The organism is Mycoplasma sp. 1890, from assembly GCF_053851615.1.
Genome location: NZ_JBSQAZ010000001.1, coordinates 104797 through 120083, shown reverse-complemented (window position 1 = coordinate 120083; position 15287 = coordinate 104797). Strand labels below are relative to the sequence as shown.

Annotated in this window: 9 protein-coding genes; 6 read left to right on the top strand and 3 right to left on the bottom strand. The window is 26.6% G+C overall.

Going from position 1 to position 15287, the window contains the following annotated elements; translation table 4 throughout:
* Positions 1–87: 87 nt before the first annotated feature.
* From ACWXVO_RS00425 to ACWXVO_RS00415, 3 genes are read left to right on the top strand one after another with little or no spacing between them, the layout of a single operon-like run.
* Positions 88–2301, top strand: a complete 2214-nt coding sequence (locus tag ACWXVO_RS00425; protein WP_456001795.1) for an ATP-dependent helicase — start codon at positions 88–90, stop codon at positions 2299–2301.
* 14 nt (positions 2302–2315) lie between these two features.
* The gene (locus ACWXVO_RS00420; RefSeq protein ID WP_456001792.1) at positions 2316–3854 is read left to right on the top strand and encodes an MHO_4530 family protein; all 1539 of its coding nucleotides are present in this window, start codon (positions 2316–2318) and stop codon (positions 3852–3854) included.
* A 22-nt stretch (positions 3855–3876) separates the two neighbouring features.
* The gene (locus tag ACWXVO_RS00415; protein ID WP_456001789.1) at positions 3877–5787 is read left to right on the top strand and encodes a M13 family metallopeptidase; all 1911 of its coding nucleotides are present in this window, start codon (positions 3877–3879) and stop codon (positions 5785–5787) included.
* A 42-nt stretch (positions 5788–5829) separates the two neighbouring features.
* Here ACWXVO_RS00415 and ACWXVO_RS00410 read toward each other — a convergent pair whose 3' ends face one another.
* Positions 5830–6519, bottom strand: a complete 690-nt coding sequence (locus ACWXVO_RS00410; RefSeq protein ID WP_456001786.1) for a TIGR01906 family membrane protein — start codon at positions 6517–6519, stop codon at positions 5830–5832.
* 282 nt (positions 6520–6801) lie between these two features.
* Here ACWXVO_RS00410 and mnmE point away from each other — a divergent pair, with 282 nt between their 5' ends.
* Together mnmE and rlmD are read left to right on the top strand one after the other, a co-directional pair.
* Complete coding sequence (gene mnmE, locus ACWXVO_RS00405) at positions 6802–8148, top strand: tRNA uridine-5-carboxymethylaminomethyl(34) synthesis GTPase MnmE (RefSeq protein WP_444704892.1); 1347 nt, start codon at positions 6802–6804, stop codon at positions 8146–8148.
* A gap of 14 nt (positions 8149–8162) precedes the next feature.
* A complete protein-coding gene (gene rlmD, locus ACWXVO_RS00400; protein WP_455965936.1) occupies positions 8163–9530 on the top strand; it encodes a 23S rRNA (uracil(1939)-C(5))-methyltransferase RlmD in 1368 nt (455 codons plus the stop codon).
* A 34-nt stretch (positions 9531–9564) separates the two neighbouring features.
* On the opposite strand, the gene ACWXVO_RS00395 is transcribed toward rlmD, so the two are convergent.
* Positions 9565–9861 (bottom strand): hypothetical protein, encoded by a 297-nt coding sequence (locus tag ACWXVO_RS00395; RefSeq protein WP_438340497.1) that lies wholly within the window; start codon positions 9859–9861, stop codon positions 9565–9567.
* Between the two features lie 423 nt (positions 9862–10284).
* On the opposite strand from ACWXVO_RS00395, the gene ACWXVO_RS00390 reads away from it, so the two are divergent.
* Complete coding sequence (locus ACWXVO_RS00390; RefSeq protein ID WP_456001783.1) at positions 10285–11922, top strand: hypothetical protein; 1638 nt, start codon at positions 10285–10287, stop codon at positions 11920–11922.
* Between the two features lie 203 nt (positions 11923–12125).
* Here ACWXVO_RS00390 and ACWXVO_RS00385 read toward each other — a convergent pair whose 3' ends face one another.
* Positions 12126–15053: an AAA family ATPase gene (locus tag ACWXVO_RS00385; protein WP_456001780.1), complete on the bottom strand. Its 2928-nt coding sequence runs from the start codon at positions 15051–15053 to the stop codon at positions 12126–12128.
* Positions 15054–15287: the final 234 nt, after the last annotated feature.

Genomic DNA, 15287 nt, shown 5'->3' with positions numbered 1-15287 from the left:
AAAAATTAAGGCTATTTTTTATTACTAAATATTAATAGGTTTAATTAGGTTATAATTATAAAGTATATTTAATTATAAGGGGTGAAGATGATAGAACTAGAAAAACTAAATAAACAACAACGAGAAGCAGTAGAATACAATGGCGGACCACTTCGTATAATTGCTGGTGCAGGTTCAGGAAAAACAAGAGTTTTAACATATAAAATATCATATTTAATTGATGAATTGGGAATAAAACCTTCACGCGTTTTAGCTCTAACTTTTTCAAACAAAGCAGCTAATGAAATGAAACAGCGCGTTATCACAATGGTGAATAATCCTGAACAACTTCCTGTCATAAGTACTTTCCATGCTATTTGTGCAAAAATATTAAGATATGAAATTCATTTGCTAGGTTATGAAAACGATTTCCAAATTATTGACGAAATAGACCAAAAAGCAATCCTTAAATCAGTCTATAATGAATTGGAAATATCTAATAATGAATTCAGTTATAGTTCAATCATTTCATTCATTCAAAACAAAAAGAATTCATTATTTGAATTTTTAAATATTGAAAACGAAAATATTGATACATCTTTATCTCTTCAAGAAAGAAAAGCTATCGAAACAAAGGAATTGATTTACAAGCATTATCAAGAAAGATTGCAACGATCAAAAGCACTTGATTTTGACGACTTACTAGTCTTTGTTTACAAACTTTTTTATGACCCAAAATATGAGCATATAGCCAACAAATGGGCTAAACGATATGACTATTTATTAATTGATGAATTTCAAGACACAAGCATTATTCAATACAAAATACTACAAAAACTTTGTTCAACAAATAAATTAACAATTGTAGGAGATCCCGACCAAACAATCTATAGTTGAAGAAATGCTGATATCAATATAATTATTAATTTTCACAAGGATTATCCAGATGCTATCACAATTAAACTTGAAGAAAATTATCGATCAACTAAAAAAATTCTTTATTACGCAAATAAATTAATCATTAAAAATAAATTAAGACTAGAAAAAAACTTATATACAGAAAATGAAGAAGGAGAGGATGTTGAATTTTACTGTGGCCATAGCGAAGAAGCTGAAGCCCGGTGAATAGCACGAAAAATTTCAGAATTAAAACGTTCGAGAGTGCAATTAAAAAATATTGCTATTTTATTTAGAACCAATAGCTACTCAAGAGCAATTGAAGAAGCTTTGATTAGAGAAAGTACAATATACAAGCTTTTTGGCTCAATCAAATTTTATCAACGTGAAGAAATTAAAGATGCTTTAGCATACTTAAGAGTTATTCATGATGGTAGTGAAATTATGCTTCTACGTATCATAAATAAACCTTCAAGAAAAATTGGAGAGGTAACCGTTGATAAGTTAATTGAATTTGCAAGAAATAAAGGTACAACATTATTCAATGCAATTGAAGCACATATTGATGAGCTGCAAGAAACTTTAAGTATTTCAACAACTACACTTCAAAAATTAGCTTCACTAATTAATGATATTCGGTGAGCAAGAGCAGCCTTAAAAACTAATTCAATAAGCAGCACGCTCAAAGAGTTTATGTATAAAAAAATAAACTATTTTGATACATTTAAAATTTCCGAAGAAGATTATGAATCAAAACAAGAAAATTTTCAAAGTTTAATAAATGCTATTGAGTTATGGGAAAAAAACAATTCTCACGGTACTATAGATGAATATCTACAAGAAATTACACTAATAACAGATAGAGACGTCGAAAACGATGCAACAAGTTTTGTTTCATTGATGACAGTGCACAATGCTAAGGGATTAGAATTTGATTATGTTTTTATTTGTGGGCTTGCTGAAGGTTTATTCCCTCTAAAAAGAGCAATTTCTATTTCACCAAGTAAAGATTTTACATTTTTAACTAATTCAAATACACATGAAGAAAATATTGAAGGTCTTGAAGAAGAAAGACGGCTTGCATACGTTGCAATTACAAGAGCCAAGAAAAAGCTTTTCCTTTCATTTGCAATTAATAGATCTGGTTTTACTAAACGTAGCAGGTTTTTATCAGAGGCAGGTATAAAAGAACAAAATGGTTCTGTAACACTTGCAAATGATTTTTCTATTGCTGAAGAAAATCACCAAAACAACAGCCATTTAGTTGTCGGAGATTATATAATGCATAAAATCTATGGACGCGGCGAAATTATTGATATGGTTGACTCAATAATTACTGTAACCTTTCCACAACAAAAAACCACAAAACAATTTGAAAAATCGCATCACTCAATTAAAAAATGAGATGGTGACCTTAATGACTAAGGAGTTAATTTAATTTGCTAATCTGAATTATTGCATTCTCTTCCATAATATTCATTTTTTCTTTTTGATTTATTTTATTTTTAATAAGAACACAAAATAGTATTAAAAACGAAAGTGGTTTTCTCTGTTTAGAAATCGATTTGAAACAAAATAGAATTAAACATCTGAATGGTATTCCTAACATTTCAAATGAACCCACATTTATAAAAAAATTAAACCTTCTAAATAATAAATGAAGGAAATTAGATGACTTATGTGAGATTTTAGAAAAAAAATATAAACTTCTTTTTTTAAGTGCTTTAAAAAATAAAGAGAATACGATTATTAGTTTTGAAACAACACATAACAAGCATTCAACATTCAAAACAAAGGTTAGTTTTGAAATAAATTTTATAAATGATCAAAAAGCTTTTATGACAGTTAATTGAAACAGAAACGATACTATTAAAAATGAAGTTTTCGAAGCTTTAAACACCAACATTTCTTACCTTTTTTCGCCAAACAGCAAATATATAGCATGTGGTTTCATTTTAAACATAAAAAATATTAATAGTATTAATAACTTTATAAAACTTTTCCAAGATAGTTGCGTTTATAATCAAATAAAAGGCGTCAAGGTTTTTCTTGATTGAAATAAGATCTTTTTCGTCTTTCCCTCTGATAAATTTCAAAGCGGGCATTCTTACTATGCAACTAAAATCTTTGCAAACACTGCTACTCTTTACAAAAATCTTTACTCTATCTTTTTTTCATTTAACAATGAGCTTTTAAACAACAAAAATCAATTGTATTATGAAACGGTCTTTGACTTTATCAAAACACTTACACCTATGGTTGATTATTGAATTCCAAATAACATAGAAGATAACAAAGATTTTAAAATTTTTAAAGAAAAATATGAATATACACTTGACGAAATAAAACAAAGCAATAATATTGATTTTAAAACTGTGTCTATAAATAATTTTGGCGATGAAAACACTAAACTCAATTTATTATTAGTTAAAAGAAAATTTGAAATTTTAAATATAAAAGATGAAAATATCATAGCTTCCTTAGACATTTATAAAAATTTTTTTATGCAAATATATGAAAACATCAAATCACAAGATATTCATGGAAAAGTTTTAAATATACAAGATTTTATTTTTAATTATATTGATAATAAAAGTATTGAAAATTCTATTAAAATTGATCGTTCCTTTGTTCAATTAGTTTCACTTAATTCAAAAAAAAGTATGTTAAGAGTTAAGAAAAAAATAGAACAAATTAAAGAAAACTATCCAAAGGCGGCTATAGGAATAAAATTAACCGAAATCAATAATGATATTATTTCACTAATTGGTAAATGAGTGGGAATTATATGATTTGATAAGTCGCTTACCAAAATGCTTAATAACCCAGAAACAATGTTATATATTGGTCTTATACTCAAAAAGGCAGAGCATTTAAAAATCTCAATTGTTTTTGAGAATTTAGATTTCAAAAACTATAAAAAAGTTTTATTTAACAAGAAAATTAAAATGTTTTACTCAAGCGAAAGAAAAAAATAACATTAAATTTGAAAGGTAAATTATGAATAAAGCTAAAATTAAAGAAAATTTTTTTGAGGCAATTAATGGAGAATGATTAAATAAGCATAAAATTGCTGATAATAAAACCTCAGTCGGCACGTTTGAAAGATTAGATGAAAGTTTAACAAGATTAAAAACTAAACTTATAACAAAATGATCAATCGACTCATCTGAAATAACTGAAAATAAAATTCTTCTAGAAATGGTTAAATTTTATAATTTAGTTAATAATTGAAACGATAGAAAAAAACACTCAATAAAACCTATTATTCCAATACTAAAAGAAATAGAGTCATATCAATCATGAAATGATATTGAAAATAACTATACTAGCTTATGCTTAAGAAATTTTGAAGTTCCTATTCCTTTTTTTATACACACAGATTTTAAAAACCATGAAAAACAAACCCTTTTTGTTTCGACCCCTTCTGTTATCCTTCCAGAAAAAAGTTATTATAGTGATGAAGAAAAAAAGAACTCATTTTATAGAATTTGAGTTAATATGGTTAAAAAAATGCTGTTAAAAGTAAATAATGATGAAAAATGAGCAAATGATTTAGTTAACAAAGCTCTCCTATGAGATAACGAGGCATCAAAATATATTCTTTCAGCGCAAGAATGAGCAATTATAACTAACATTTATCACCCTAGAAAAGTTGATGATTTCAATAAAAAAATAAAAGAAATAAATTTATCTAATATTTTAAATTCATTAATCAATGATGGCATTAGTGAAGTTATTTGCGTTTCGAAAGATTTAGTTGACAATTATTCGAAATTATTAACAAAAGAAAATTTTGAACTTTATAAAGCTTTTCTATATATTTCATCATTAATTGAATTATCTCGCTTATTAGATTATGAAAGCTTAGTCATTTCTGGGGAATTTTCAAGAGCTTTAAGTGGTCAAAGAAAACCTTTTAGCAAGAAAAAAATAGCCGTAAAATTTGTTGTTGATAACGTTTTTTCTATGCCTTTTGGTAAATATTACGGTGAAACATATTTTGGCCCTCAAAACAAAAAGAATGTCGAGCAAATGATTCATAAAATGGTCAAAATATACGAGGACCGCCTAAAAGAAAACACCTGACTATCAAAACAAACAAAAGACAAGGCTATATTAAAACTTTCTAAAATCGGCGTTTATGTAGGCTACCCAGAAATTATTGAAGATTTTTATAAGGAATTTATTGTTCAAAAGTATAATGGCTATGATGATCTAATAACAAATGCCCTTAATTTCACAATGGCTGTTCAAAAAGCGAAATTTGCTGAATATGGTAAAAAGAAAGATATTGATCTTTGGTCAATGTCTCCAGCTATAATTAATGCTTATTATAACCCTTCAAGTAATAAAATAGTTTTCCCAGCAGGCATTTTACAATCTCCATTTTATAGTTCAAAACAATCCTCTTCTTCAAACTACGGTGGTATAGGGGCAGTTATTGCTCATGAAATATCACATGCCTTTGATAATAATGGGGCTAACTTTGATGAAGTAGGTAATATGGTAAATTGGTGAACCGAAGATGATAAAAAAGAATTTAACAAAAGAGCTGAAAAAATGGTTAAATTATTTGATAATAAAAAAACAGAAGTTGGTAAATGCGACGGAAGATTAACAGTATCTGAAAACATCGCAGATGCAGGCGGGTTATCATGTGCCCTTGAAGCAGCAAAAAGCGAAAAAGATTACAACCCAAAACATTTTTACATAAACTATGCTATCACCTGAAGATCTAAACAAAGACCTGAACTTCAAAAATTACTATTAGCTTCCGATGTTCATGCTCCTGCTATATTGAGAACAAACATTCAGGTACAAAACTCTGACGATTTTTATAAGACTTTTAAAATATCAGAGTCTGACCAAATGTTCCTAAGCCCGAAAAAAAGAGTAAAAATTTGATAATTAAAACCTCCTTCTTTTTTAAAATACAAGAAGGAGGTTTTTTTAATGTAACAAAACGGATTGTTTTCTTTTTCGTTTTAAAAATAAAATTAATTGTAAAAAAATAAAAAGAGAAATTCAAAAAATAATTACTGATGCTATAAAAATAGCACTGTTCTTAAAAAAAGTAGAAGGTAAAATTTTAATAATTTCATCTTTTGAAGGTTCAAATATTCAATTTGTTTTACCAGCAAAAAATAATTCATAAAACTTACGGAAAGCAACATCATAATTACTAATTACCAACCCTATAACAATAATCAGCACCCCTAGTAAAATTGTCGAAGCAATAAAACAAGATTTAATAATTTTTATTCTTATTTTTGTAAATTTTGATATTAAAAAAACTAAAAGAATTGTAAATAAAGAAAAACCCAAAATAATAAAATCTATTAAAATCAGTCTTTTCACATCTGCGAAATGCGCCATCCCTAAAGATGAATAATCTAATTTCCCAGTTCCAAATTTCTTAAATAAAACTAAATAATCAAAAAGTTCGTTATATGCTAATTTAAGTTGATCATAATTTAGTTCACCATTATTAAATTTGATATTTTTGTAATCCAGATTAGATAAATGATAATAGTAAAAAGGTTTAATAACTATTGGCAACATAATTGAAAAACTTAAGATAAATAGCATAATACTTATTATTAAAAAAACATACAAAAAATATTTACATTTTTTTCACATTGCTTATATTAGTATAGCATTAATTAACAAAATGCTTTTTAAAAAAATAATTCTGTTTTTAGCAATAAAGTAACAAAGAATAGAAATGTTATTAAATAGCAAATAAAAAACAAAACAATTGACACTAAAAAAACTTTTTTTCTTTTAAAATTAAGGTTTTTTTATTTTTTTCAACTTATCGACATTTATTATCTTTATTATTAATTAAACAAAAGAATAAACATATATTTTTCTTTTTTATTTTAAATTATTTTCTAATAATTTTAATATAATTAAAATTCTATGAATATTAATTATTATAATGATACTATAGCAGCTATTTCTTCTGGCAATATTAATCAAGCCATATCGATTATAAGAATATCAGGACCTGAGGCAATAAGTATAATTAAAAAAATTTATACAGGAAAAATCGGGAAAGATAAAACAATAACTTATGGATTTATAATAGACCCAATAACCAACAAAAAAATAGATGAAGTATTAGTTAGTTTTTTTATCGGTAATAAAAACTATGTAGGAGAAGATACAATCGAAATAAATGCTCATGGTGGGATAATTGTTACGAATAAAATTTTAAATTTAATAATTTCGAATGGAGCAAGATTAGCAACTCGCGGTGAGTTTACAAGGCGAGCATTCATAAATGGGAAAATTAGTCTTGAAAAAGCAGAAGCTATAAATTCTCTTATACATGCAAAAACTAATATACAAGCAGAAATTGCTATTAATCAATTTGAAGATAAAGATAATGAATTAATTAATAAATTAGAAGAGCAACTAATTAATATTATTTCAATTATAGAAATAAACATTGACTACTCAGAATATAATGATATTGAACAAATGGATAAAACAAAACTTTTGAAGTTAATAACAAATTTAAAACAATATATTGAAATAATAATAAAAAAATCAGAATTTGCAACTGATGTTTATAATGGAATAAAAGTGGCTATCGTCGGAAGACCTAATACCGGAAAATCCTCAATTTTAAACTTATTATTAAATAAAGAAAAGGCAATTGTTACAGATATCGAAGGAACAACAAGAGATATTATTGAAGGCGATTATGAAATAAATGGAATTCCTTTTAAAATAATAGATACTGCAGGAATTAGAAAAACTCAAGATAAAATAGAATCAATCGGAATAGATCGTTCATTAAATGCAATTAAAGAAGCAAAAATTATTGTCCATTTATTTAACCCAGGTCAAAAAGAAAACAAAGAAGATGAATTAATAAAAGAAATGTCAAAAGGAAAAATATATATTCCAGTATTGAATAAAAGTGATTTATTAAATGATAAAGTTTCATCTGATTATATATTAACATCAGCAAAAAATAAAAATATTTGAGAGTTAAAGAATAGTTTGGTAAAAAACTATTTAAATCTTGATTATAATGACAGGGAATTAATTTATAATACTAGAAGATTAGGTTTGTTAAAGCAATGCTATATTGAATTAAATAATGCGATTTTAAGCATGGATAAAGGTTTCGGCCCTGAGATTGTAATACTCGATATTAATAAAGCATGGTCACTACTTAGAGAAATTTTAAACAAAGAGCATGATAACGAATCTCTATTGGATAATATGTTTAATAAATTTTGTTTAGGAAAGTAAAAAAAAGGTGAAAAATGGGTTATAGTAGAAAAGTCGAACTAAAAGAAGGCCAAATATTGAAATGGGTTAAAAATGAATCAAAACCCTTTTATTTAGGTCTTTCATATGAAGGTTTAGGGATAATAAGAGATTTTAAAGTTCCTATATTTGTTTATAATTTACTGCCTGATGAAGAAGTCGATATCGAAATAACATATTGCTCTAAAAAATGTTGTTTTGCAAAAGTAAAAAAATATAGAACTTGTTCATTATTGAGAGAAAAAATGGAACCTTCAAGAGTTTTATTGTATGAAACAGGTTCTACTCCACTAGCTGGGATTAATTATGAAAACCAGTTAAAATTTAAGCAATATATTATTAAGAATTTATTTGAAAGAAATTTAAATTACACAAAAGTTTTACCTATACTTGAATCAAATTGCCAATGGTTTTACCGCAATAAAATTTCGTTGCAAATAAAATATGATGAAAAAGGTCCGAAAATAGGTTTTTTTAAAAAATATAGCCATGATCTAGTTGAGCAAACAGAAATGGAACTTGCGGTTGTTGCAATTAGGGAATTTTATAAAAAAGTGCTAATTAGTCCAAAAACAGATTTTGAAAAAGATTTTAAAAATCTTATATTTCAGGTTAAACCATTTAAAATTACTTTAAGATCGCCAAAAAGTTCATTTTGTTGTATTGAAATCATTCTTCATATTAAGGAAGATTTAAGTCCTGAGAATATAAAATTATTTGAAGCCTTATTAAAGGACAATCTAAGCTATAAAGTAACTTTTTTTAATACAACTTCTAATAAGTGGATTAATTTGCTAAATCATAATGGTATAAAATATGAACTTGGAAAATTAGTGTTTAATGTTGTTAATGATACTTTTTATCAAATAAACGAAACAGTTATGAATAATATATATAAAAAGATAAGTGATTGAATACCTAGTAATGAATTGAATGTTTTGGATGCATTTGGTGGAGTTGGTACAATCGCTTGCTTTATTGCGCATAAATGTCGTAAGGTTTATTCGGTTGAGATAAACAAAAAATCATCATTAATGGCTATTGAAAATATTAAAGAAAATAAAATTTCTAATATCGAAGTAATAAATGATGATGCAAATAAGTGGCTTATTTTAAATAAAGAAAAAATTGATCTAGTGATTTTTGATCCGCCTCGAGAAGGTTTAGATTCAGAAACTATTAAATCAATTAAGGATTCTGATATTAAGAAAATAATATATTTAAGTTGTGAGCCTAAAACATTAGTTCGTGATCTACAGAATATAACAAGTTTCGGATATGAATTAATAGAGGTACAGCCTTACGATATGTTTCCACAAACTCAACATATTGAAACTCTAGTTTTACTAGAAAAGAAATCTTAATAAAATTTAAATTTTAAAAAAGTAAGTCAAAAACTTACTTTTCATCAATTATATATTCAGTAAAGTTTGATAAGTCTTCCATTTTAAAAACATGAAGCGAAACGAGTGATTTTTTAAATCAAGGAATAGTTTTTATATGCTGTAAGGCTTTTGTAATTTGTAATAAATTATTTATTGAACGCGAGAAATAAAAGCTGTTTGACAATCAGTGAAAACCATAGTGTCTTAAAATATCCCTTATTTCTTCATATGCTTGTTTATAATTTTCTTCGCCGACTCCATATTCTCTAATTAATAATTCTTTTTTTAGATAAAAAACAAGACCGTACATATATACCTCTATAATGTAAAAAATATATATTTAATTATACCACCATTACCCTTAAAAATATACCCTTAAAAAAGTAGTTACTTCTTATTAAATTTAAAAATTAATAAGAAAATTAAAAAACCTGATGAAACAAAAGACTTGAAAGTTTTATTGAATTCAAGTCTTTTTTATTTTTATTAATTTTTAAAAAATATTAACGCAAAGTAAATCATAGAAATAGCTTCAATAAATATGGGTTTTTGTTACAAAAATATAGATAAGAATATATTTTTAATAATTGATTATTGACTTTAAAATCTTTTTAAAAAATGAATTATTTTTATTTGTTATGTCTTACGTATCAAAATTGCATAAAAATGCAACATATATATATATATATATATAATATTACAATAAATATTTTTTATATTAAGGAGTAATAAGATGACAAAAAAATCTAAACTTTTTCTTTTAGGAACTTCATCTGCATTATTAGTTCCTATTATGACAATATCTTGCGCTACAAAAAAAGAACCAAATAAACCAAATAACCCATCAAATCCAGTTAATTCGCAAGATTCTCAAAAACCAAAAAAGACACCCCAAACACCCTCATCAATTGAACTGTTAGGTTTTGATAAAGAAGAATTAAATAAGCCTTCTATCGATAAATCGATTACAGAAGAAGATTTTAATAGACAAATAGGAAAACAAAATTCACAAAAACAAACGAATCCTTCAACAGATGATAAAAAACCTCATAAACCATCTATAAAGTTAGACGAGAATGCTTTCAAAAACATTGCTCCAGATATTATTTTTGATTATAATGAACCTTCAAATGAACAAATTCAAAAGATAGTTAATAATTATTATAATCAATATCTATATCAAAAATATGACCCCTCAAAAGAGGAAAAAGGAATTAGATTTTCTTTTTCATTAGAAGAAGAAAATAAAAATCCATTAAATACTGATAAGATTATTTTTAATAAAGACATCATTATCGATGGTAAAAAACAAAAGCAAAAACAACAAGAATATTTAAAACAATTATCCAAAATCATTGTTTCCGATTTAAAAAATAACACACAAGCCTCTTTAAATGGTAATAATAACAATATAACATTATCTTTATTCGGAAAAGAACAACAAGAAGAAATTTTAAATACCTTTGAAGAACATATTACAAGTAAATGAAATGATATAACAAAATCTTTTGTTTATGATGAATCATTGTTTACTTCTAACAATCTTAGTGTTGAAAGTTTTAAAAACAGTATAAGTGAATATTACAAAGCAGCTGATCCTACAATGAGAACCATTAAACAACTATTGCAAGACAAAGCAGATGTTGATAGATATTTTAATATGCTAAAACCTTTGTTGGGCGGGTTTGTAGATTTAAAGGAATTTGGAGATAAGTTTGTATTATTCAACCAAAATAAATTTATTACCCAAGAAGAAATAAAACGCAAAAAAATCACCCACGGAGATTTTAATAAATTAATTCAATATCGTAAAGATGCAATTCGAGAATTAAGTGAAAAAATTACCTATAAAACTTGATTAAAAAATAAAAATGATGAATATTACACTTTATTAAGAAACCCAAAAATTCATAAAATGCACAATTACAATATTGCACTAACACAATTGTGAACGCTTATCGCAGAATTAAATAAAGGTTCAAATTTAATAAAAATAGATAAAGAAAAATTAGACCCTGCCTCGCATACTCAAGCCGAAGTTATTGCAATGTTAAAAAATCCTGAAACTAAAAAGAAAACAGAAAATGCATTTTATGCACAATATATGGATAAAATTTTTACAAACATTTTTAACGCAGGTGAAAAAGAAACAAGATGAGACAAAAATCAAAATTACGTTTTAGAGTATAAAGCACAGACACATCATTATAAAAAAGAGGAAAAATCTGAGAAAATATATCTTTTGACTAGATTGGTTTTTGATAATAAAGAAACAGATGAATTTTTGATTAAATATACATTCCGTTGAAGAAAAAATGCAGATCACCTTCATTTTAAAGAATCAACGCCAGCACTTAAAGCAAACCGGTAGTGTAGTAAATTTTGTGTAAATTTATCTCTTGCTTACTTTTTGAGTAAGAGATTTGAGAATAGAAATTACACAAATCTAAATTTATTTTAATTATTTATAGTGCCTAAAAAAAGTAGACACCTCATAGGAGGAATGTCTACTTTTTTATCTTGCTATTTTTGTACATAACAAACCTATATTGCATCTTTTTTAATTGCTTTAATTTAATTCTTTTCAATTAATCTTGATGCTTCGGCTAAGTTTACGCTAAAGAAAGTTGTAACACCTCTTTTTTGCATTGTTGCACCATAAAGTTTATCAACCCTTTCCATTGTGCCTTGGCGATGAGTGATAACGATAAATTGTGTTTTTTCTTTAAGATTTTGTAAGAATTCTGCAAAACGGATTACATTTGCTTCATCAAGTGCAGCTTCTACTTCATCTAATATACATAATGGCAATGGCTTTGCTTTTAATAGCGAGAACAACAGAGAAATTGCAATAAGTGCTTTCTCACCCCCAGAAAAAAGTTTTAAATTTTTGATAGATTTGCCAGGCGGCTGTGCCACAACATCAATTCCACTATCTAGAAGATTCTCTGGATCTGTGTATCTGATTTCTGCCATTCCACCACCGAACATTTTTGAGAAAACAAACTTTATTTCCTTATTTGCAAGATCAACGGTGTTAGTTATTCTTTCAATTATTATCTTATCCATTTCACTAATAACTTCTTCAATTGTTGTTTTTGCTTCAACAATATCTTTTTCTTGCTTTTTGACTTCATCGTATCTATCCTCTGTTTCTTTGAGTTGTTCGATTGAGTCCAAACTTACATGACCAAGATCTTTTATATCATTTTTTAAATCAGAAACAATTTTTCTTGCTATTTCAAAATCTAAATCTGCTATATAAAACTCTTTTGCTGTCTCAAAAAGCATATTATATTGTTCTGAAAGTCTTTGTTTTGCATAATTAATAGCTGCTTCTGATTTTGCTTTTTCTGCTATTTGGATAGCATTTTCACTAATGAGTTTATTTAAATCATTATTAGCCGCGCTTTGTTTTGTGTTTGCTTCTGCAAACTCTTTTTTAGCAACTTGTAATAATTCATTTTGAGAAGTTTTGTTTGTTAAAAGATGGCTTCTTTCAAGTACTAGTTTTTGAATTTCATATGCAATGTTAACAGTCTCTAGCTCTTTTATTTTTTCTTTTGATATATTTTCATATTGAATTCTTAATTCATCAAATTTTGCCAAATCATCGTTTTGTATAAGTTCTTGTTTTGATAAATTAAGGCTTAAGTTTGAGAATAAACTAAGTAATTTTTGAATTTCTTGTTCTAGATCATTTAATTTTGTTTGTCGTTCAGAAATTATTTTTAACAGTTCTGGTTTCAGTGATTCAATCTTTTTTATTTGCTCATCAAGACCAAATGCTGATATGTTGTCGCTTTTTTGCCCCCCACTTAAAACACCACCAACTCTAATTATGTCTCCTTCAAGAGTGACAACCATATAGCGTTTTTCAAGTAGCTGTGATAATCTATTAGCATTTTCAATATTATCCGCAATCAAGATATTGCCTAATAAAAATTTTCTTAAAATATCAAACTCACGTTCAGTATAAACCAACTCTGATGCAATACCTAAAAATCCTTTTTGAGTTTGGGCTACAACAATATGGTGTTCCGAAACGTATTTAGGATTTATGGATGCTAATGGAATAAAAGTTGCTCTACCACCATTATTTTCTTTTAGGAATTCAATAGCCTTAACGGCTGTTTCAGAATTATCAACAACTATATGTTGTAAGGCTCCTGCTAGAATTGTTTCAATAGCAAGGCCAAATTTAGCATCAACGCTTATAATTTCTGAAACTAGAGCCTTATATCCTTTAAATAAATGCGAGTTTTCAACAATATTTTTTGTCCCTTTTTGTAAATTACTTTTGCTTTGCTTTACTTCATGAATATAATCTAATTTTGAATTTATTTTTTGTAGCTTTTCTTTGTCGTTATCTAATTCCCTTTTAAGGTCATTTTTTTGAGCTGATATATTTAAGATAGATTGATTAATGGTGTTGATTTTTTCTTTTTGTTGTTTAATAAAATTTTTAGAAAGTGAAATTTTTGTATTTAGGCTACTTAATTCGTCTTTTAGGGCTTCTCTTTTTTGCTCTACGTTTGCTTCAATACTTCCACTGATAAGCATTTCACGTTGTTTTGATTCCCTAGCAGATCTTATTTCTAAATCATTAATTTCTCTACTTATTTCATCAATGCGAGAAGTTAGATTAATAATCGCAGCATCGAGTTCGACCATAAGATCGTTTTTTTGCTTTGTTATATCATTGTAAAGTTTGATTTTTATTTCAAGATCCTCTTTTTTTTGACTATAAATCATTGAATTAGCGTTTAGTTCATCTAACTTTTCTGAATGAGCCATAAAATCGTGAACTAACAATGAGACTTCAACTTCTTTAAGTTGTTCGCTCATTATTTTATATTTCTTTGCTTTCTCAGCCTGTTTTTGTAATGGTTTTATTTGTTTTTCTAATTCCTGTACAACAATTGCTATTTGATCTAAGGCTTCTTGCGTTCTTTCTAATTTGCGCAATGCTTCTTGTTTTTTTGAGCGATACATCGATGTTCCAGATGCTTCCTCAAAAATTTCTCTTCTTCTTTCAGGTGTTGCCTCAGCGATATCAGAAATAGTTCCTTGCCCTATAATTGCTAATGATGATTTTGAAATGCCACTTTGCATGGCAATTTCTTTAATGTCCTTTTGTCTTGCTACTTCGCCATTTATATAGTACTCATTAGCACCTTTTCCTCTATTTAAGACACGAGAAATTGTAAAAAAATCATGGGGAATATTAGCGGCACGATCACGATTATCAAAAGTAAGTATGACTTCTGCGCGATTCATTTCCTTTTCCGTTTTTGAGCCCGCAAAAATTACGTCCTCCATATTGTCACCACGTAAAACTTTTGAACTAGTTTCACCCAAAACTCATCTGATAGCATCATTAATGTTTGATTTACCTGAGCCATTTGGTCCAATAATTGCAACAACACCGCCGTCGAATTTTAATGTAACCTTATCAGCAAAGGATTTAAAACCATGTGATTCAACTTGAATTAATTTCATTATTTTCCTTTCCGTTTTTCAATGAAGACTTAAAAATAATAATATAAATTATTATAATAACTATTTTTAAAAAGGATTAGCAAAAAACATTTTTTTCAATGTTGTTGTTATAAAAGCCATTTTTGATAATAAATTTATAATGAATTAATAAATTGTTTTCATTTTATTTTAAGCATGATTATTCATTTTACAATACAAGTTTGTTAGTGATTTTTATTAAAGTTTTAAGAGTAA